Below are 18,474 nucleotides of genomic sequence, written 5' to 3'. Positions count from 1 at the left end.
GTACCAAGCACCATGACGATTTCCTCTCCTTCGCCACTTGATGTCCTCATCATCGGCGCCGGTCCCGCCGGCAGTGCCTGCGCGCGGGTCCTGGCGCGGACCGGTCTCGCCGTATTGCTGGTCGACCAACACCCCCCCGGCCGAGACAAGACCTGCGGCGACGGGCTGATTCCCGACGCGCACCGCGCGCTGGCCCGGCTCGGGCTGCTCGACGAGGTCATGCGCCTGGCGCAGCCGGTGGCGCATGTCGGCTGCATCGGCCCGCGCGGCGGGCGCATCGATGTGCCGGGCTCGCTCGCCGTGCTGCCGCGGCGCGAGCTAGATGCGCTGCTGTTGCGCGCCGCCCAGGACGCCGGCGCGCGCTTCGAGCAGGCACGCTTTGAGGCCCCTCTGGAACAGGACGGCCGCGTCGTCGGCGCGCGGCTCAAGCGCGGCGACGACAGCGTCGAATTCCGCGCACGCTGGGTCGTGCTGGCCACCGGCGCGGTTCCCAAGGCGCTGACCGCCGCCGGCATGTGCGAACGCCACACCCCCAGCGGCGTTGCGCTGCGCGGCTATGTGAAGGCGCCGCAGATGGTCGGCAAGATCAAGGCGCTGGAAGTCGTCTGGGACAGGGCGGTGCGACCGGGCTATGGCTGGATCTTTCCGGCCCCGGATGGTCACTTCAACATCGGCGTCGGCGTGACCGACTCGCACAAGGACCTCGGCGGCGGCAAGGGTGTCAAGAAAGACGTCAACCTGCGCGCCATCTTCGACGCCTTCGTCGACAAGTACGCGCCGGCGGCGGAGCTGATGCGCGTCGGCGAACTCGTCGGCGAGCTCAAGGGCGCGCCGCTGCGCTGCACGCTCACGGGGGCCAAGTGGTCGCGCCCTGGCCTGCTCGTCACCGGCGAAGCCGCCGGCTCCACCTACTCCTTCACCGGCGAGGGCATCGGCAAGGCGATGGAGACGGGCATGCTGGCGGCCGACGCCATCCTGGCCCACACCGATGACGCCGCGGCGCGCGCCGCCTACGAGGCGGCGCTGACGGCGCTCAAGCCCAAGTTCGACCTCTACGAGCGCGCCAACCGCGTCAATGCCCACCCTTGGCTGGCCGACCTGCTGATCTGGCGGGCCCAGAAGAGCCCGCGTCTGCTCAGGCGCATGAGCGGCGTGCTCAACGAGACCAGCAATCCCGGCAACCTGGTCAGCTTCAAGGGCCTCAGCCGACTCTTCTTCGAGTAAACGAGTTTCGCGGGCTGAATGCCGGGCCGCTCCCAAGCCGGCCCGCCTTGGGCGATGTGCTTGCGGCTCATCCCCTCGGGGGACCGTCCAGGGTACCCCTTGGACGAGGGGCTACGTTGCTCGCTCGACGACGAGCGCGATGCCCTGCCCGACGCCGATGCACATCGTGCACAGCGCATAGCGACCACCGGTCACTTCGAGCTGGTTGATCGCCGTCGTGACCAGCCGCGCGCCGCTGGCGCCGAGCGGATGGCCCAGCGCAATGGCGCCGCCGTTCGGGTTCACGCGGGCGTCGTCGTCCGCCAGACCCAGGTCACGCAGCACGGCCAGGCCCTGGGCGGCAAAGGCCTCGTTGAGTTCGATGACATCCATCTGGGCCAGCGTCAGGCCCGTCAGCGCCAGCACCTTGCGCGTGGCGGGCGCCGGGCCGATGCCCATGATGCGCGGTGCCACACCCGCCGTGGCCATGCCGACGACGCGGGCGCGCGGCTTGAGGCCGTGGCGCGCCGCCTCGGCCTCGCTGGCCAGCAGCAGTGCGCAAGCGCCGTCGTTGACGCCGCTGGCATTGCCCGCGGTCACACTGCCGTCGGGCTTGACCACGCCCTTGAGCCTGCCCAGCGCCTCCAGGCTGGTTTCGCGCGGATGCTCGTCGAGCCCCACACGCAGCGGGTCGCCCTTCTTCTGCGGCACGTCGACCGGCACGATCTCGCGTTCGAAGAAGCCGCGCTGCTGCGCCGCGATGGCCTTCATCTGCGAGGCCAGCGCCATGCGGTCCTGCGCCTCGCGTTCGATGCCGAAATCGGCCGCGACGTTCTCGGCCGTCTCGGGCATGGCGTCCACGCCGTACGCCGCCTTCATCTGCCTGTTGACGAAGCGCCAGCCGATGGTCGTGTCGTAGATCGCTTTGGCGCGGGTGTAGGCGCTCTCGGCCTTGGGCATGACGAAGGGTGCGCGGCTCATGCTCTCCACGCCGCCGGCAATCATCAACCCGGCCTCGCCGGCACGGATGGCGCGCGCCGCCGTGCCGATGGCGTCCATCCCCGAGCCACACAAGCGGTTCACGGTGCTGCCGGGCACATCGACCGGCAGGCCGGCCAGCAGCGCGGCCATGCGGGCGACGTTGCGGTTGTCCTCGCCGGCCTGGTTGGCGCAGCCATAGATGACGTCGGCAACCTGCGCCCAGTCGACGTTGGCGTTGCGCGCCATCAAGGCCTTGATCGGCAGCGCTGCAAGGTCGTCAGTGCGGATGGACGACAGCGCGCCGCCGTAGCGGCCGAAGGGCGTGCGGATGGCGTCGCAAATGAAGGCTTGTGTCATTTCAGATAGGGGCTGACGCGGTAGCGCTCGCCTCGGTAGTGTTGATCGAGCCGGTCCAGCAGCGCGACGACGGGCTCGGCGCCCCAGAAGGCGAGCCATTCGAACGGACCGGCCGGGTAGTTGACGCCCAGCTTCATCGCTGCATCGGCGCCCGCCTCGTCGCAGACGCCTTGCTGGACGGCGTCGGCGGCCTCGTTGATCAGCATCGCGATCGTGCGCGCGACGACCAGGCCCGGCAGGTCGGCGACGGCACGCGGCACCAGGCCCAGCCGCGTCAGCCAGGCGGCTGTGGCGGCGTCTCCGGCAAAGGCGATGTCGCCCGCGGGGGCCAGCGGCAGGTCGAAGACTGCCGCGCCGGGCCCGAATTCGCGCGCACAGCGACCGTCGGTCAGGCGCAGCTGGCGGCCTTCGACGGCCAGGCCCACCCAGTCGCTGTCCAGCTCGCGCACGCCTTCCGGCACATTGGCCGCAAAGCGCTCGGCGAGCGCGCCGCGGCCGTGCACGACCAGCCGGGCCGCGCGTGGTGGCTTGGTATCGGCGGCCGGCAGCGCGGGCGCGCCCGCGGGATAGCGGTAGAAGCCGCGCCCGCTCTTGCGCCCGAGGAAGCCGGCATCCACCAGCTCCTGCTGCACCAGCGACGGCGTGAAGCGGCGGTCGAAGAAGTTGGCGGCGAAGACTGAATTCGTCACCGCGAAATTGGTGTCGTGGCCGATCAGGTCCATCAGCTCGCACGGCCCCATGCGAAAGCCCGCCGCCCGCAGGCAGGCGTCGATCAGCTCAGGCGCCGCGGCGCGGTCCTGCAGCAGCATCAGCGCCTCGGCGTAATAGGGCCGGGCAATGCGGTTGACGATGAAGCCGGGGGTGGAGCGCGTGTGCACTGCCGTCTTGCCCCAGCGGCCGGCCAGGTCGAAGACGGCCTGCGCGACCTCGGGCGCCGTGCCCAGGCCGGACACGACCTCGACCAGCTTCATCAGCGGCACCGGGTTGAAGAAGTGCATGCCGACCAGGCGCTCGGGCTTGTGCATGCCGCGCGCCAGCGCCGTCACCGAGATCGACGACGTGTTGGTGGCGATGACCGCCTCGGGCGGCAGCAGCGCCTCCAGCTCGGCGAACAACGCGCGCTTGATGTCCAGGTTCTCGACGATGGCCTCGATGACGAGGTCGGCCTGTGTCAGCGCGTCGACCGGCGTGATGCGCGCGAGCGTCGCCTGCGCCGCGTCCGCCGTCAGCTTGCCCTTGGCGGCCAGGCCTTCCAAGGCTTGCGCCAACTTGGCCTTGGCCGCCGCGGCGGCGCCGTCGCGGGCATCGAACAGCAGCACGTCATGCCCCGCCTGGGCGGCCACCTGGGCAATGCCGGCGCCCATCAGGCCGGCACCCACGACGAGGATTCGGGAGTCGTTCAGGTTCATTCGGGAGCGGTCCAGTCGGGCTTGCGTTTGCCGAGGAAGGCGGCAAAGCCTTCGCGGGCCTCGGGTGTCGTGCGCACACGGGCAATCGTCTGCGCGGTCAGCTCGCGCACCTCGCCCGTGATGGCGCCGGGCGCAAGCTGCGCGTACAGCTGCTTGATTTCTGCCTGGGCCTGCGGACCGCAGGCAAGCAGGTCGGCAACGAGGGCATCGACGGCCGTGTCCAGCCCCTCGGCCGGCACGACACGCTGCACCAGGCCGATGCGCAGGGCCTCGTCGGCGCCGATACGCGCGGCTGTCAGCGCCAGCCGCCGCGCCTCGCGCAGCCCGACGGCGTTGACCAGGTGCGGGCCGATGACGGCCGGCAGGATGCCCATGCGCGCCTCGCTGACGGCAAAACTCGCCGCCTCGGAGGCCACCGCCATGTCGCAGGCGGTCACCAAGCCGACGCCGCCACCCAGCGCTGCACCCTGTACGCGCGCAATCGTTGGTTTGGGACACGCCGCAATGCGCGCCAGCATGGCCGAAAAGCAGCGCGCGTCGGCGACGTTGTCGTCCAGTGACGCGGCTGCGGCGCGCTGCATCCACTGCAGGTCGGCGCCGGCGCTGAAGTGCTTGCCGGCGCCGGCCAGCACGATGACGCGCACACTGCCGTCGCCACCGAGCTGCTCAAAAGCCGCATCCAGTTCGGCAATCAGGCTCTCGTCGAAGGCGTTGAACACGGCGGGCCGGTTCATCGTCAGCAGGGCGACGCCGCCATCACGGCGCTGCAGGTCGAGGGAGGTCCAGGCAGGCATGGCGGGCATTCTGCACTTTTCCCGACCGCTCGGTCGACTCAACCGTTCAGGCGTCCCAGGCTGCCATTCGCCGCTGGCCGGCGCCGCCCATCAAGCACGCCTCCTAGACTGCGCGCCATGTCAACCCGCCCCACCAAGCCGCGCAACTTCCTGCTGGACTGGCAGCAATGGTGCTATCCCGGCTCACGCCGCGTCTTCACTGCAGACGAGATGGCGCGGGCTGGCGGCCAGCCATGGCCCACCGGCATCGACCAATATGTCTACGTCAACCTGGTGCTGCTGCTGGCGATCAACTCCAGCGAGATCATGCAGTCCCGCCAGACGTGGATCTGGCCTGCCGTGCTGGTGACGGGGTGGGCGGTGCTGGGCGTGGCGCAGTGGCTGTGGCAGGGGCCGACACGCAAGCGCCTCAACATCGCCTTGTATGGCTTCTTCGCGGTCGTGTTCACGCTGTCGCTCGCCGTGGGACGTCTGGGCTGGCGCGAGCGGGTGATCGATCTGCTGCCGCTGCTGCTCGCCGTCATGACCTCCATCGTCTCCGCATGGTGGGTGTTGACGCTCTACCGGGTCGACCAGATCGAGGCCCGCCTGCGCGAGCTGGCCGAACAGGATGCCGCGCTGCGCCTGCAGACGCGCCTGGCCGCGGCCCAGATCCAGCCGCATTTCCTGTTCAACACGCTGGCCTCGCTGCAGCACTGGGTGGACACCGGCGACGTCCGCGCTGCGCCGCTGCTGCGCGACTTCACCGCCTACCTGCGCGCCACGCTGCCGATGTTCGAGCGCGAGCTGCAACCGCTGGCCGACGAGATCGAGATGGTGCGCCGCTACCTGGCCATCATGCAGGCGCGCTTGGGCGCGCGGCTGGCCTTCACCATCGATATGCCGGCCGACCTTGACGCGCAGCTGCCGCCCGGCCTCGTGCTGACGCTGGTCGAGAACGCCATCGCCCATGGCATCGAGCCCCAACTGCGCGGCGGCCATGTCGACATCACCGCCCGCCGCGATGGAGAACATCTGGTGCTGACGGTGCGCGACGACGGCCCCGGCCTGGCGCCGGGCCGGACCGACGGCGTGGGCCTGTCCAACACGCGCCGCCGGCTCTTGAGCGCCTTCCCCGGCGCCACACTGACCCTGGCCGACGCCACGCCCGGCTGCATCGCCACACTGACCCTGCCCACGCCATGAATCTGACCGCCCTGATCGCCGACGACGAGGAAGCTCCTCGTGAGCAATTGCGCGCCGCGCTGGCCCGCCTGTGGCCCGAGCTCGCCATCGTGGCCGCCAGCGCCAATGGCGCCGAGGCCTGGGACGACTGCCTGGCGCACGAACCCGCCATCGCCTTTTTGGACATCCGCATGCCGGGGCTCACCGGGCTGGACGTGGCGCGCCGCCTGTCGGCCCTGGCCGCACCACCGTTGATCGTCTTCGTGACGGCATTTGATGACCATGCGCTCGCCGCCTTCGACACGGGCGCCGTTGACTACGTGCTCAAGCCCGTCGATGACGAGCGCCTGGCGCAGACGTTGGCCCGCCTGCGCTCGCGCCTGACGCAGCCCGCGCCCGACACCGCCGCGCTGCAGCGCCTGCTCGCCAGCCTTGCCAGCCCGAAGCCGGTGCCGCGCCCCATCCAGGCCGGCGTCGGCCGCGAGGTGCTGCTGATCCAACCCGAGGACATCATCTATTTCGAGGCCGACCAGCGCTACACCCGCGTCGTCCACCAGGGCGGCGACGCGCTGATCCGCACACCGCTGCGCGAGTTGCTGACGCAGTTCGACCCCGACCAGTTCTGGCAGATCCACCGCAGCGTGCTGGTCAACAGCCGTTGCATCGCGCGGGCCGTCCGCGTCGACGAGGGCACGATGGTCGTGACCCTGCGCGGCCGCGACGAAAGGCTGCCGGTATCGCGCCAGTTCCAGGCCCTTTTCAAAGGCCAATGAGCGCGGGCAAACCCCTGGCCGTCATGCCAGGGCCAGTTCAGACAATGCGCGCCACCCAATGAGGCCCCAGGTTCCGGGACGCCTCCGCTCAAAGGACAAGCTCCCCCATGCCCACCCCGTTGCCCCATCCGCGCTTCGATCACTTCTACCGTTATGACGAACTGACGGCCCTGCTGTTCGCCTATGCCGAGGCGCGCCCCAACCTCGTGTCGGTGCGCTCCATCGGCAAGAGCTACGAGGGCCGCGACATCTGGGTCGTCGTCGTCACCAACCTGGCCAGCGGCATGGACATCGACAAGCCGGCGCTGTGGGTGGACGGCAATATCCATGCGGCCGAGCTGACGGCGTCGACGACCTGCATCTACTACCTGCACCAGCTTGTCAGCCAGCATGGCGGCCATAGCGCCGAGGCCCAACAGATCAACCGCCTGCTGGACACGCGCGCCATCTACCTGGTGCCGCGCCTGAACCCCGACGGCGCCGAGCTGGCCCTGGCCGACCGGCCGCGCCACATCCGCAGCTCGACTCGCCCTTACCCCTACACCGAGGAGGCGGTGGACGGCCTGACCGCGGAGGACATCGACGGCGATGGCCGCATCCTGACCATGCGCGTGCCCGACCCGCATGGCGGCTACAAGAAGCACGCTGTGGACCCGCGACTGATGGTGGCGCGCGAGCCGGGCGAGTTCGGCGGCGCTTACTACCGCCTCATCCCCGAGGGCTTCATCAAGAACCACGACGGGCTGACGGTCAAGGTCAACGCCGATCGCGAGGGCCTGGACCTGAACCGCAACTTCCCCGGCGAATGGCGCCAGGAGTTCCAGCAGCTCGGCGCCGGCCCTTACCCGACCAGCGAGCCCGAGGTGCGGGCCATGGTGGAGTTCATCACCCAGCATCCCAACATCGGCGCCGCGGTCAGCTTCCACACCCACAGCGGCGTCATCCTGCGCCCCTGCGGCACGCGCAGCGACAAGGACATGACGCCCGAGGATCTGTGGCTGTTCCAGAACCTCTCGGCGCTGGGCGAGAAGCACACCGGCTATCCGGCCATCAGCATCTACGAGGAGTTCCGCTACCACCCCAAGGACGTCATCACCGGCACGCAGGACTGGGTCTACGAGCACCTGGGCGCGCTGTTCTGGGTGGTGGAGCTGTGGTCGCCGAACAAGGAGGCCGGCGTCGAGGCCAAGAAGTGGATCGACTGGTATCGCGAGCACCCCGTCGAGGACGACCTCAAGCTGCTGAAGTGGAGCGACGAGCAATGCGGCGGCCAGGCGTATGTCGACTGGACGCCCTTCCAGCATCCGCAACTCGGTGCGGTCGAGATTGGCGGCTGGGACAAGATGAACTACTGGCGCAACCCGCCGCCGGCGCTGCGCGAGCGCGAGGCGGCGCGCTTTCCAGCCTGGCTGTCGCAGATCGCGATGAGCCTGCCGCAACTGGAGCTGATCCGCACCGAGGTGCGCGCGCTGGGCCCCGACATGTGGCGGGTGCGCATGGCCGTGGCCAACGCCGGCTACCTGCCGGCCTACGTGACGCAGCGCGCGCTGGAGCGCAAGACGGTGCGCGGCGTCATGTTCGAGATCCACATGCCCGTCAACGACCCGACCATCAGCCTGGTCAGCGGCAAGGAGCGCATGGAAGGCCCGCAGCTCGAAGGCCATGCGCCCAAGCAGAGCCAGCTCGCCTTCCTGTTCAACAAGCACCCGACCGGCGACCGCGCGGTGGCCGAGTGGGTGGTGCGGGCGCCGGTGGGCACGCGGCTGGCGCTGTCGGCGAGTGCGGAGCGGGCGGGCTTGATCCGCACGGAAGTGGTGCTGGACTAAGGGCTGCGTTTATCTTGGTGAATGGCTTCGGCGGCCGGCAAGGGATGCCGCTTACGCGCTTCATCTAGTTCGGTCCTACCTCCTGCCGTTGCGGGCCGGTTCACCGCGCGTCTTTCGCGCCAACTATGTGTTGCCTGACTTCTTTACAAAATTACGCATCAGATACTCGTTGAACATGGGAACCGTGAAGGCAATGTCGCCGTGAGACGGGCTGTAGATCATTCCTTTGCTGATGATCTGAGCGCGGCGCGGACCCAGGCTTTGGTGAGTCTCATTTAGTGCGGCAGCAACGTCAGACGACCTATACGGACCGGCACCAAGTTTCGCCATCGCAAGAACGTACTCCCGCTCCTTCGGAGTGAGCCGATCAAAGCGCACCTTGAAAAAGCCGTCGTCCAATCGCCTCGTTGCTTCCGCTGCAGCGTTCGATGCGTCATCTAGACCAATGCCCGGTCCAGCGGCCATATTCCAACACTGATATCCCCACTCCTGCAGGAAGTATGGATAGCCTTTGGTCCTTGCCAGGATCTCATCAAGCGCCTGACCGTCGATGCTCTCTCCCTCCCCTTCAATCGGCTGTCTGATGGCGGTCTTCGCATCCGCTTCCTCAAGAGCACCAACGGCAGGGTAGTGAAATAGCCTCTCCGCGTAGGATTTTGCATCGCCCGAAAGCGCTGCAACCTGCGGCAATCCAGCACCGAAAAACAGAACTGGTAGGTCTTTCTGGTTGACCTTGTGCAACGCGACGATTAAAGCTGCCAAGTCCGCGGAGCGGAGATATTGAACCTCGTCAATTAGGAGCGTCCAAGCCTTGCCAGCTGCCTTTGCTGCCTCGCCTATCCGCACAAACAATTCAGGCAGGTCAGCTTCCATGTCGCCGCTATCGGCTACTCCCACTTCGGCGTCAACCGAAATGGACGCATCACCATACGAGAGCTTGAAAGCAGAGGCGAACGAACGAAGAGCCCGAAGAGCCTGATGAGCTTTCGCCTTGGCATTCTCCGAGGTCGAAAGCTTGCGCAAGGCTTGGCTGATCTTCGGCGCAAGAAGTTCACTAAGCGCCTTTCCCTCCGGCGCCTCGATAGCCGATGTCACATGACCCGCTGCCTGGGCCATCTCTTCGATTTTGTTAAGCAGCACCGTCTTGCCGACACCGCGCAGACCCAGCAGCATCTGCGACCGACTGGGCTTTCCCAATAAAGCCCGCTGAATAGCCGTCTCTGCATCCTGAAGGATGGTGTCGCGGCCGGCCAACTCCGGCGGTCTGCTACCAGCTCCCGGCGCGAAAGGGTTCCTCACGGCATCCATGGCTTGCTCCGGCAAAGTCTAACGACTTGTAGTGCTGTATATGCCAAATGAAGTATACATGGATAGATATCGCTAGAGACTGCGATTGCTGCCCATTGGAATCAACGCTGCTCAACGGCGCAAATCTGGTGAAACGGATCTTCCGTTGCCAGACATTCCTCCGCCCTCAGGTTGCCCGCACGACCAACTCGGTCGGCATGATCTCGCTGGCCGCGGGGTGGCCGGCGATCAAGTCAAGCACCTTGCGCGCCAGCAGTACGCCGCCGTGGTGCCAGTCCTGGCGCACACTGGTCAGCGGCGGCGCGAAGCTCTGCGCAGCGGGGGAGTCGTCGTAGCCGATCACCGAGACCGCATCGGGCACGGCCAGGCCGGCATCGGTGAAGGCGCGCACGGCGCCCATGGCCAGCAGGTCGCTGGCGGCGAACAGGCCGTCCGGCGCCTTGCCACCCTTGGCGAGATGCGCCTGCACGGCCGTGAAGCCGGCACCGAAGGTGAAGGCCGCAGGCGTCAGCGTCTGTGCCTTCAGGCCGGCCTTCTTCAGTGCCTTGGCGAAGCCCTGCTGACGGTCGCGGATCTCGGCATGGCGCACGTCGCCAAGGAAGCACAACTCCCGCCGGCCTAGCGCGATGAGGCGCTCCGCCGCGCTGGCGCCGCCGTGGGCGTTGTCACCACCGACGACGACCGAGTCACCCCGCCCATGCTCGGCACCCCAGACCACCAGCGGCAGGCCCATTGCCGCGGCCGACTTGACGGCCGACCCGTTGGCGCCCTGGCCGAGCAGGATGACGCCATCCGCTGACGCCGCCATGCCCTGGCCGGGGCTCTGCATGGCCGACAGCAGCACGCTGTAGCCGCGCGAGGTCAGCTCCTGCGTGATGCCTCCCAGCAGTTGCAGCGGGTAGGCGTCGGTCATCGGCCGGTCGGTGTCGGGCTGCATCTCCAGCATGACGGCCACCATGTGGCTGCGGCGCAGGCGCAGGTTGCGGGCGTGGTGGTTGAAGCGGTAGCCGGCCGCCTCGGCCAGCGTCTTGATGCGCTCCCGCGTGGCCGGCGTGACCGAGGGGCTGTCGCGCAGCGCGCGTGAGACGGTGATGGTGCTGACGCCGGCGAGGACCGCGATCTGCTCCATCGTGACCGGCTTGGACTCCGTCGTCATTGGCGCACCCTTCGGCCTGCGGCCTTGCCTGGCCGACAGCGCGTCCAGGCGTTCGCCAGGCGGGAGTGAGCTTGCTTGGGGCGGCCCGGCACGGCGCTCATGCCACCTTCTGCTCCAGCACGAAGTTCGCCCCGTCGTACTGCCCCAGCCGCTCCACCAGCACCGGCAGGCATTCGGCCAGCTCGTCATGCAGCGTGAACGGCGGGTTGGCGATGAACATGCCGCTGCCGAGCATGCCCAAGCCCTTGCCGTCCGCGCGCTCGGCGGGTGCGGCCACGGTCAGGCGTACATGCAGCCAGCCCTTCTTGGCGCCCGCATCGGCACTGCCCTTCAGGCGCGCGGCGAGCTGGGTCGATTCGAGCAGCTGCAGCTGCGGATACCAGATCATCACGACCGTGTCGGCCGCGCGCTCCAGCGCCTCGCGCAGCGCGGCCAACACCTTGCCGTAGTCGCTCTTGATCTCGTAGGAAGGGTCCATCAGCAACGCGGCGCGGCGCGTCGGCGAGGGCAGCTCGGCCTTGATGGCTGCGAAGCCATCGGTGTCGCGCACCTGGGTCTGCGGGCGGCTTTCGAGATAGCTGGCCAGGATGCGGTGGTCGGTGGAATGCAGCTCATAGGCGCGCAGCCGGTCGGTCTCGCGCAGCAGCAGATTGGCCAGGGCCGGCGAGCCCGGGTACTGGCGCAGCTGGCCGTCGGGGTTGAAGGCGCGCACCAGGTCCATGTAGTCCGCCAGCGGCGCGGGCAGGTCCTTGCGGTCATAGAGCCTGGCAACCCCTTCACCGTACTCGCCCTTCTTCTGCGCATAGCGGCCCTCGACCGAGTAGCCGCCGGCGCCGGCATGCGTGTCGATCAGCGTGAAGGGCTTGTCCTTCTCGCACATGTAGCGCAGCACGCGGGTCAGCACCAGGTGCTTGAGGACGTCGGCATGGTTGCCGGCATGGAAGGCGTGACGGTAGGCGAGCATGGCGTGATTGTCGCTAACACAACCCCGATCAACCCCGCCCAACCGGGGAAAGCACGGCAGGGCTAGCCTTGCGGCCATCCAATCCGCCCCTGCCTCCGAGCCATGCCTACGCTTTTCGACCCCGCCCGCTTCGGCGACATAGCGCTTGCCAACCGCGTCGTCATGGCGCCACTGACGCGCAACCGCGCGCGCCAGCAGACGCCACACGATCTGCATATCGAGTACTACCGCCAGCGCGCCGGCGCCGGCTTGCTGATCACCGAGGCGACACAGATCCGCCCCGATGGCCAGGGCTATTTCGACACGCCGGGCATCCACACGCCCGAGCAGATCGCGGCCTGGAAGCAGGTGACCGATGCGGTGCACGCCGTGGGCGGCAAGATCGTCGTGCAGCTCTGGCATGTGGGGCGCATCTCGCTGAATCGCCTGCAGCCGGGCGGCCAGGCGCCGGTGTCGTCCACCCACCGCCCCGCCAAGACCAAGACCTATGCCGCCCATGGCGAGCTGGTGCCGACCGATGTGCCGCGCGCGCTGGCCACGCACGAGATCCCGCAACTGATCGCGGACTATGCGCAGGCCGCCAGGAACGCGATGGCCGCCGGTTTCGACGGCGTCGAGATCCACGCCGCCAATGGCTATCTGCTCGACCAGTTCCTGCGCGACAGCGCCAATGACCGCACAGACGAGTACGGCGGCTCCATCGAGAACCGCGCGCGGCTGCTGATCGAGGTCATGACGGCGGTGGCCGGCGCCGTCGGCGCGGGCCGCACGGCGCTGCGAATCAGCCCGGTGACGCCCAGCAACGACATCGGCCAGGACAGCCATCCGCAGGCGCTTTTCAATCACGTCGCGGAGCAGCTCAGCCCGCTGAAGCTGGCCTTCATGGAAGTGGTGGAAGGCGCGACCGGCGGCGCGCGTGATGTGGCGCCGTTCGACTACGCCGCGCTGCGCCGCCGGTTCAACGGCCCCTGGATCGTCAACAACGGCTATGACCGCGCGATGGCGCTGGACGCCGTTGCCAGCGGCCATGCGGACGCCGTGGCCATCGGCCGGCCCTTCATCGCCAACCCCGACCTTGTCGAGCGCCTGCGCGACGACCTGCCCCTGAACACGCCGCACAAGGAGACCTTCTATGGCGGTGGGGCCGAGGGCTACACGGACTATCCGACCGCCAGCGCCGCCTAAGTCTGGAAGGCGCCGGGGTGCCGCGCCGGTCCGCTGAGCGCGACGCTGGTGTGCGGGTGGCGGTATTCGCGCGAGGCGCTCAGGCGCAGGCCCTCGGCCTCGCCCATGTCCTGCGCCTTGCCACGCAGCGGCGAGCCGGGCGCCAGGCGGAAATCGTCACGCGCAGCCCGCACGAATTCATCCCAATCGGCGCTGAAGTTCGCCTTGCGTGTCCAGTACCCGTCCGCCGCCAGCTTGGGCGAACCAACAAGCAGGTTGTTGGCCAGCATGACCTCGGTCTGCGCTGGCGTCACACGCAGCCAGATGCCGCCGCTGGCCTTTTGGTCCACCAGCGTGTTGTGGACGAGGACGAGGCGCTGCCGCGGCCACCTGGCGCCCTCGACGCCGAAGGAGATCACGTGCGAGTTCTCGGTCGTCGAGCTCTGCATGATGAGATTGCCCATGACGATGGCGACACCGCCGTTGGGAAACTCCAGCTCATAGCTGGCGCGGCCGCCGATCTCGTCGGACAGGCGGTTGTAGAGGATGTGGTTGAGCGCGGCGCGGCTCTTGAGCAGGTGGCCGTGCAGGCCATGGTGGAAGTAGCTGCCCGTCACGGCCAGGCGCTTGATGCTGCCCACGTAGACGTTGTGCGTCTTGCCCTCGCGCGGCAGGATGGGGCCGAAATCGCAGTCGACCACATCGAGTTCGATGCTGTCGTCATTGGCGGTCAGCACACCGTTCTCGTTGTCGCGAAAGCTGCAGCCCACCAGGGTGAGCGAGCCGGCTTCCAGCCGGATGCCGGCGCCGTTGCGGTCGGGCACGGTGGCGCCGATGAAGTCGAAGCCCTCGATGCGCTGGCGCCGCCCCGTCGTCACGAACAGCCCCTTGCCCTGCGTGTGGGCGCCCGCGGCGATCAGGCGGACGCGGCCGCCCACGGCACGCAGGGTCAGGTCTTGCTGGGGCCAGGCTGCGGCGTCGGCCATGTAGTCACCGGCATCGACCTCGATCAGCGTGCCGTCCCGCGCCTGCTGTGCCGCCGCGGCCAGCGACTTGACCGCGCGTGCGGGGCCGACGTGCAACACCGGGCCGGCGTGAGCGCCCCAGGGCAGCAGTGCTGCGGCGGTGAGCAGCTCGCGGCGCCGTGTCATGCCTGCTTCTTCATCTTGGCCTTGAACAGCTCGACCACCCCCACCTCGCGCGCACCGGGCAACAGCTCGAAAGCCTCACCCGCGGCGATGGCGCCCTCACGCTTCACGGCCAGGTAGAAGCCGCAGTAGCCGCTCTGGGCCATCAGCTTGGCGGCCTGGTTGAAGCCCATGTGGGCATTGAACTTGTAGCAGGGGTAGCGCGGTTCGGACACGATGAGTTCGCAGTCGGCAAAGCGCAGCACATCGCCCAGCCAGACCTGGCTTTCCAGCAGACCGGAGATCGTCAGGTTCTCGCCGCAGTCGCCGGGTTGCAGGTCGCCCGTGACCTTGGCCTGGCTGCGCACCGTCTGCCAGAAGGCGTAATGCTCCTGCGGGTAGGCATAGACAGCCTTGCTCAGGCCGCCATGCACGCTGGGGTCGGCCTGTTCGTCGCCTTCCAGGCCCAGCGGGCCGACGGCGATGCGACCGCTGCGCGAGCGTTTGCGGATCGCCGAGTCGAGGGCCTGGCCAGAGGTGGCGACGAAATGTTCGACGCGCGCGGTGTTGACACTGAGGATCTGCATGCCCACATTCTGCGTGGGAGGGGGCGCCCCAATTTGGCGTCTTCACCTACAAGGAGGCCCGCGCGTCACATCTAGGCTTCGGGCCGGAAACCTGAAGGATGAGCGCATGACCGCACTCGACAGCGGCGCCCGGGTATGGGCCGGTCTGGCCGTCACCCCACCGAGCGAGTTGATGTTCATCGTCGGCGTGCTGCTGGCCGGCGCGCTGGCCGGCGAATTCATTGCCGCAACAACGCGCCTGCCGCGCGTGGTCGGCTATACGCTGGCGGGCTGCTTTGCGGCTGCCTTCGGCCATGGCGTGGCGATGCCACTCAGCGGCGCGGCCCAGACGGTCACCGACCTGGCGCTGGGCCTGCTGCTGTTCGAGATCGGCAGCCGCGTGCACCTGCGCTGGCTGCGCCGCAACCCGGGGCTGCTCGCGACCAGCCTGGCCGAGGCGATGCTGAGCGCGGTAGCGGTGGCGCTGGTGCTGCGTCTGTTCGACGTCGGCTGGCAGACGGCCGTGGCCTGCGCCATCCTGGCCATGCCGGCGCCGGCCGCCGTGTCGGGCCGCGTCGCCATGGAGCTGGGCGCCGAGGGTCAGGTCACGCAGCGTGCGTCCCTGTTGACGGCTTTGAACACCCTCTATGCCGTCATCGCGCTGCTGCTGATGCGCACCTGGTGGGCCGCCGACGATGGCGGCAACCTGCCGCAGGCGCTGGCCGGCCTGTCCATCTCGCTGTTGACCACGCTGGGCGTGGCCGCGCTGCTGGCGGGCGCGACCTATCTCGCCGCGCGCCGGCTGGACTTGCGCAACCAGAGCGCGGCGTTGCTGCTGTTCGGCCTGGTCGCCTTCGCCATCGTCGCGGCAAGGTCCATCGGTGTGTCGACGTTGCTGATGCCGCTGCTGGCCGGCCTGCTGCTGCGCAACACCAGCGACCGACCCTGGGTCTGGCCGCGCCACTTCGGCACCTCGGGCGGCGCGCTGGTGCTGATGCTCTTCGTCATCGTCGGCTCGGCCTGGTCGCCCAAGATCCTGATTGCCGGCGGCTTTGCGGCGCTGGCGCTGCTGGCCGCGCGCTTCATTGCCAAGACCATCGCGATCGTGGCGCTGGCGCCCATGGCCAAGGCGAGCTGGCGCCAGGGGCTGGCACTGTCAATCACGATGACGCCGCTGTCGGCCACGGCCCTGGTCATGCTCAGCGAGCTGTTGCGGGCCGAGCGCGAACTTGCCGCCGGCGCCGTGCCCATCATTCTGGCGAGCATCGCCGTGCTGGAGTTGATCGGCCCCATTGCCGTGCAGTTCGCACTGCGCCTGGCCGGGGAACTGCCACCCGCACCCAAGCGGGCGCGCAAGAAGGAGACGGCTGAATGAGCCTCGGGGTGTTCTCCAAATCGCAGCCGCTGACGCTGGGCGTCGAGCTGGAGCTGCAAATCGTCAACAGCGCCGACTACGACCTGGCACCGGTGTCCGGCGACCTGATGCGGCTGATGGAAAAGCGCAGCATTCCGGGCGACGTCAAGCCCGAGATCACCAGCAGCATGATCGAGCTGGCCACCGGCGTGTGCAAGGACTACGGCCAGGCGCTGTCGGAGCTGGGCCAGATCCGTGATGCGCTGGTCGACTGCGCCGAGCAGCTCGACGTCAGCCTGTGCGGCGGCGGCACCCACCCCTTCCAGCACTGGAAGCGCCAGCGCATCTTCGAGACCCCGCGCTTTCACGAGCTGTCGTCGCTGTACGGCTACCTGTCCAAGCAGTTCACCATCTTCGGCCAGCATGTGCACGTCGGCTGCCCCAGTGCCGACGACGCCCTGGTGCTGCTGCACGGCATGAGCCGCTTCATCCCGCATCTCATCGCGCTGGCCGCTTCGTCGCCCTTTGTGCAAGGCGAGGACACGGGCTTCGACTCGGCGCGGCTGAACTCGGTGTTCGCCTTCCCGCTGTCGGGCCGCGCGCCCTTCCTGCAGACCTGGGCCGAGTTCGAGATCTACTTCACCAAGATGACCCGCACCGGCGTCGTCTCGGGCATGAAGGACTTCGACTGGGACATCCGTCCCAAACCCGAGTTCGGCACCATCGAGGTCCGCGTGCTGGATACCCCGCTGACCATCGAGAAGGCCGCCGCGCTGGCCGGTTTCATCCAATCCCTGGCGCGCTGGATCACCGTGGAGAAGCCGTTCAAGCTCAGCGAGGACGACTACCTGCCCTACACCTTCAATCGCTTCCAGGCCTGCCGCTTTGGCCTGGACGGCACCTTCGTCGATCCTGAAAGCGGTGAACACCGCGTGCTGCGCGACGACCTCGGCGTGGTGCTGTCGCGCCTGGACAGCCACGCCGCCGACTTGCGCGCGGAGCCCGCGCTGCAGTACTTGCGGCGCGAGATCACCGGCATCGGCAACGACGCGACCTGGTTGCGGCGCGTCGAGGAAGAAGAACACCTGCTGCCCGAGGTGGTGCGGCGCGCGACGCGACGCTGGCACGGCTGAGCGATTGACCTCGCCCTGTGGCGGGCGATACAGCACGCGGTGCGAGGCAGGGCTGAAGTAGGCGCACCGGCAGCCGAGTCAGCCGGATCATGCCGATCGCGCACGCGGCGCGACGACGACCTCAGCAAAGTCCTGCATGCCCAGGGCCAGGTGGTCGATCAGTCTGCGCAGGCGCAGCGGCATCATGGTCCGGTTCGCGAAGACCAGCGAAACGACGTACTCGCCCAGCGCAGCATCGGACAGCAACCGCACCAGGCTGCCGGATGCCAATTCCTCAGCCAGGGCAAATGCCGGCGCGCGGATCACCCCATGCCCGGCAACCGCAAAGCCCTTCAGCGCCTCGACGCTGTTGGCGCGGATGGGCGCGCCAAGCGCTGCATCGCCTGCCAGGACCCGGGGCACCCCTGTGGCAGCCCGCTCGGCGATGACCTCCAGCATTTGATGATCCCGCAACCCCTCCAGCGTGTCCGGCACGCCGGCCCTTGCCAGATAGGCCGGCGCAGCGGCTAGCACCACCGGGCTGGCCGCGATCCGGCGGATGGTGAGTGCCGAATCCTCCAGCCGGGTCGAGACCCGAACGGCAGCGTCGAAGCCGCGGGCGACGGGGTCGACCAGGTGGTCGCAGAAATCCAGATCCAGGCGCAGGCGCGGGTGCCGGGCCTTGAACTCCGCCAGCAGTGGCACCAGGTAACGCACCCCAAGAGAGACCGGCATCGTCAACCGCAATGTGCCGCTGACCTCGCCGTGCGCCTCACCGCGCAGCGAAGCCTCCAGCTCGTCGAATTCCACGAGGGCCGGAGCCGCCTTGCCCAGATAGCGCTGCCCGGCGTCCGTCAGCGACACCCGGCGCGTCGTCCGGTGAAACAACCGTGTGCCTATGCGCGCTTCGAGGGCCTGCACCGCCCTCGTAACCAGCGGCTTGGCAACATCCAGCCGGCGGGCCGCCTCGGTGAAGCTGCCGGATTCAGCGACCTTCACGAAGGCCCGCATCGCTTCGAGGGTGTCCATGGGAACTCCTGGATGAAAACCTCGAGCATCAAGCTTCCCCTCATTGGTAAGCGGTCAACAAACCACGCCCTTGTGCACCGGGCGTTGAGCTGAGAGCCTACGTTCCCACTTGCATCGAAGTGGGAACGTAATGTCGGATGATCTGCAAGACCTCAAGCGGCGCCTCGTCGTGGGTCACAAACGCGGC

At 68.3% G+C, this 18,474-nt stretch carries 16 protein-coding genes; 7 read left to right on the top strand and 9 right to left on the bottom strand.

Features of this window, described 5'->3' with window-relative positions; translation table 11 throughout:
- Positions 1-12 precede the first annotated feature (12 nt).
- Entirely contained in the window at positions 13-1,224 is a 1,212-nt protein-coding gene (locus ACT6S0_RS12655) for a geranylgeranyl reductase family protein (protein ID WP_444764183.1), read from the top strand.
- Positions 1,225-1,335: 111 nt separating this feature from the next.
- Here ACT6S0_RS12655 and pcaF read toward each other — a convergent pair whose 3' ends face one another.
- From pcaF to ACT6S0_RS12640, 3 genes are read right to left on the bottom strand one after another with little or no spacing between them, the layout of a single operon-like run.
- Positions 1,336-2,541 (bottom strand): 3-oxoadipyl-CoA thiolase, encoded by a 1,206-nt coding sequence (pcaF, locus tag ACT6S0_RS12650; protein ID WP_444764182.1) that lies wholly within the window; start codon positions 2,539-2,541, stop codon positions 1,336-1,338.
- Positions 2,538-3,950 (bottom strand): 3-hydroxyacyl-CoA dehydrogenase NAD-binding domain-containing protein, encoded by a 1,413-nt coding sequence (locus ACT6S0_RS12645; RefSeq protein WP_444764181.1) that lies wholly within the window; start codon positions 3,948-3,950, stop codon positions 2,538-2,540. Before ACT6S0_RS12645 ends, pcaF begins: the two co-directional genes overlap by 4 nt.
- The gene (locus ACT6S0_RS12640) at positions 3,947-4,744 is read right to left on the bottom strand and encodes an enoyl-CoA hydratase-related protein (protein WP_444764180.1); all 798 of its coding nucleotides are present in this window, start codon (positions 4,742-4,744) and stop codon (positions 3,947-3,949) included. Before ACT6S0_RS12640 ends, ACT6S0_RS12645 begins: the two co-directional genes overlap by 4 nt.
- A gap of 117 nt (positions 4,745-4,861) precedes the next feature.
- On the opposite strand from ACT6S0_RS12640, the gene ACT6S0_RS12635 reads away from it, so the two are divergent.
- From ACT6S0_RS12635 to ACT6S0_RS12625, 3 genes are all read left to right on the top strand, one after another.
- Positions 4,862-5,929, top strand: coding sequence for a sensor histidine kinase (locus ACT6S0_RS12635; protein WP_444764179.1), 1,068 nt, complete (start codon positions 4,862-4,864; stop codon positions 5,927-5,929).
- Positions 5,926-6,681, top strand: coding sequence for a LytR/AlgR family response regulator transcription factor (locus ACT6S0_RS12630; protein ID WP_444764178.1), 756 nt, complete (start codon positions 5,926-5,928; stop codon positions 6,679-6,681). The genes ACT6S0_RS12635 and ACT6S0_RS12630 overlap by 4 nt, the downstream gene beginning before the upstream one ends.
- Positions 6,682-6,788: 107 nt before the next feature.
- Positions 6,789-8,507, top strand: a complete 1,719-nt coding sequence (locus ACT6S0_RS12625; protein WP_444764177.1) for a M14 family metallopeptidase — start codon at positions 6,789-6,791, stop codon at positions 8,505-8,507.
- A 123-nt stretch (positions 8,508-8,630) separates the two neighbouring features.
- Here the strand turns inward: ACT6S0_RS12625 and ACT6S0_RS12620 are convergent, their stop codons facing one another.
- From ACT6S0_RS12620 to ACT6S0_RS12610, 3 genes are all read right to left on the bottom strand, one after another.
- A complete protein-coding gene (locus tag ACT6S0_RS12620; protein WP_444764176.1) occupies positions 8,631-9,815 on the bottom strand; it encodes an ATP-binding protein in 1,185 nt (394 codons plus the stop codon).
- Between the two features lie 166 nt (positions 9,816-9,981).
- A complete protein-coding gene (locus ACT6S0_RS12615) occupies positions 9,982-10,971 on the bottom strand; it encodes a LacI family DNA-binding transcriptional regulator (RefSeq protein WP_444764175.1) in 990 nt (329 codons plus the stop codon).
- A 97-nt stretch (positions 10,972-11,068) separates the two neighbouring features.
- Complete coding sequence (locus ACT6S0_RS12610; protein ID WP_444764174.1) at positions 11,069-11,935, bottom strand: 23S rRNA (adenine(2030)-N(6))-methyltransferase RlmJ; 867 nt, start codon at positions 11,933-11,935, stop codon at positions 11,069-11,071.
- Between the two features lie 102 nt (positions 11,936-12,037).
- On the opposite strand from ACT6S0_RS12610, the gene ACT6S0_RS12605 reads away from it, so the two are divergent.
- The gene (locus ACT6S0_RS12605; protein ID WP_444764173.1) at positions 12,038-13,120 is read left to right on the top strand and encodes an alkene reductase; all 1,083 of its coding nucleotides are present in this window, start codon (positions 12,038-12,040) and stop codon (positions 13,118-13,120) included.
- Here the strand turns inward: ACT6S0_RS12605 and ACT6S0_RS12600 are convergent.
- The gene (locus tag ACT6S0_RS12600; RefSeq protein ID WP_444764172.1) at positions 13,117-14,250 is read right to left on the bottom strand and encodes a hypothetical protein; all 1,134 of its coding nucleotides are present in this window, start codon (positions 14,248-14,250) and stop codon (positions 13,117-13,119) included. The two genes, ACT6S0_RS12605 and ACT6S0_RS12600, sit on opposite strands and share 4 nt — an antisense overlap.
- Entirely contained in the window at positions 14,247-14,813 is a 567-nt protein-coding gene (locus ACT6S0_RS12595) for an MOSC domain-containing protein (RefSeq protein WP_444764171.1), read from the bottom strand. The genes ACT6S0_RS12600 and ACT6S0_RS12595 overlap by 4 nt, the downstream gene beginning before the upstream one ends.
- Before the next feature lie 106 nt (positions 14,814-14,919).
- On the opposite strand from ACT6S0_RS12595, the gene ACT6S0_RS12590 reads away from it, so the two are divergent.
- On the top strand, positions 14,920-16,167 hold the full coding sequence (locus tag ACT6S0_RS12590) for a cation:proton antiporter (RefSeq protein ID WP_444764170.1): 1,248 nt from the start codon (positions 14,920-14,922) through the stop codon (positions 16,165-16,167).
- Entirely contained in the window at positions 16,164-17,279 is a 1,116-nt protein-coding gene (locus tag ACT6S0_RS12585; protein ID WP_444764169.1) for a YbdK family carboxylate-amine ligase, read from the top strand. The genes ACT6S0_RS12590 and ACT6S0_RS12585 overlap by 4 nt, the downstream gene beginning before the upstream one ends.
- A gap of 87 nt (positions 17,280-17,366) precedes the next feature.
- Here ACT6S0_RS12585 and ACT6S0_RS12580 read toward each other — a convergent pair whose 3' ends face one another.
- Positions 17,367-18,287: a LysR family transcriptional regulator gene (locus ACT6S0_RS12580; protein ID WP_444764168.1), complete on the bottom strand. Its 921-nt coding sequence runs from the start codon at positions 18,285-18,287 to the stop codon at positions 17,367-17,369.
- Positions 18,288-18,474: the final 187 nt, after the last annotated feature.

Origin of the sequence: Roseateles sp., from assembly GCF_052436255.1 — a bacterium.
GTDB lineage: Bacteria > Pseudomonadota > Gammaproteobacteria > Burkholderiales > Burkholderiaceae_C > Pelomonas.
The sequence above is the reverse complement of the archived record's forward strand: the minus strand, read 5'-3'. Positions and strand labels throughout refer to the sequence as shown.

Coding starts and splice junctions, on each gene's coding strand:
- ACT6S0_RS12655 (WP_444764183.1), top strand. CDS start 13: ATGACGATTTCCTCTCCTTCGCCACTTGATGTCCTCATCATCGGCGCC.
- pcaF (WP_444764182.1), bottom strand. CDS start 2,541: ATGACACAAGCCTTCATTTGCGACGCCATCCGCACGCCCTTCGGCCGC.
- ACT6S0_RS12645 (WP_444764181.1), bottom strand. CDS start 3,950: ATGAACCTGAACGACTCCCGAATCCTCGTCGTGGGTGCCGGCCTGATG.
- ACT6S0_RS12640 (WP_444764180.1), bottom strand. CDS start 4,744: ATGCCTGCCTGGACCTCCCTCGACCTGCAGCGCCGTGATGGCGGCGTC.
- ACT6S0_RS12635 (WP_444764179.1), top strand. CDS start 4,862: ATGTCAACCCGCCCCACCAAGCCGCGCAACTTCCTGCTGGACTGGCAG.
- ACT6S0_RS12630 (WP_444764178.1), top strand. CDS start 5,926: ATGAATCTGACCGCCCTGATCGCCGACGACGAGGAAGCTCCTCGTGAG.
- ACT6S0_RS12625 (WP_444764177.1), top strand. CDS start 6,789: ATGCCCACCCCGTTGCCCCATCCGCGCTTCGATCACTTCTACCGTTAT.
- ACT6S0_RS12620 (WP_444764176.1), bottom strand. CDS start 9,815: ATGGATGCCGTGAGGAACCCTTTCGCGCCGGGAGCTGGTAGCAGACCG.
- ACT6S0_RS12615 (WP_444764175.1), bottom strand. CDS start 10,971: ATGACGACGGAGTCCAAGCCGGTCACGATGGAGCAGATCGCGGTCCTC.
- ACT6S0_RS12610 (WP_444764174.1), bottom strand. CDS start 11,935: ATGCTCGCCTACCGTCACGCCTTCCATGCCGGCAACCATGCCGACGTC.
- ACT6S0_RS12605 (WP_444764173.1), top strand. CDS start 12,038: ATGCCTACGCTTTTCGACCCCGCCCGCTTCGGCGACATAGCGCTTGCC.
- ACT6S0_RS12600 (WP_444764172.1), bottom strand. CDS start 14,250: ATGACACGGCGCCGCGAGCTGCTCACCGCCGCAGCACTGCTGCCCTGG.
- ACT6S0_RS12595 (WP_444764171.1), bottom strand. CDS start 14,813: ATGCAGATCCTCAGTGTCAACACCGCGCGCGTCGAACATTTCGTCGCC.
- ACT6S0_RS12590 (WP_444764170.1), top strand. CDS start 14,920: ATGACCGCACTCGACAGCGGCGCCCGGGTATGGGCCGGTCTGGCCGTC.
- ACT6S0_RS12585 (WP_444764169.1), top strand. CDS start 16,164: ATGAGCCTCGGGGTGTTCTCCAAATCGCAGCCGCTGACGCTGGGCGTC.
- ACT6S0_RS12580 (WP_444764168.1), bottom strand. CDS start 18,287: ATGGACACCCTCGAAGCGATGCGGGCCTTCGTGAAGGTCGCTGAATCC.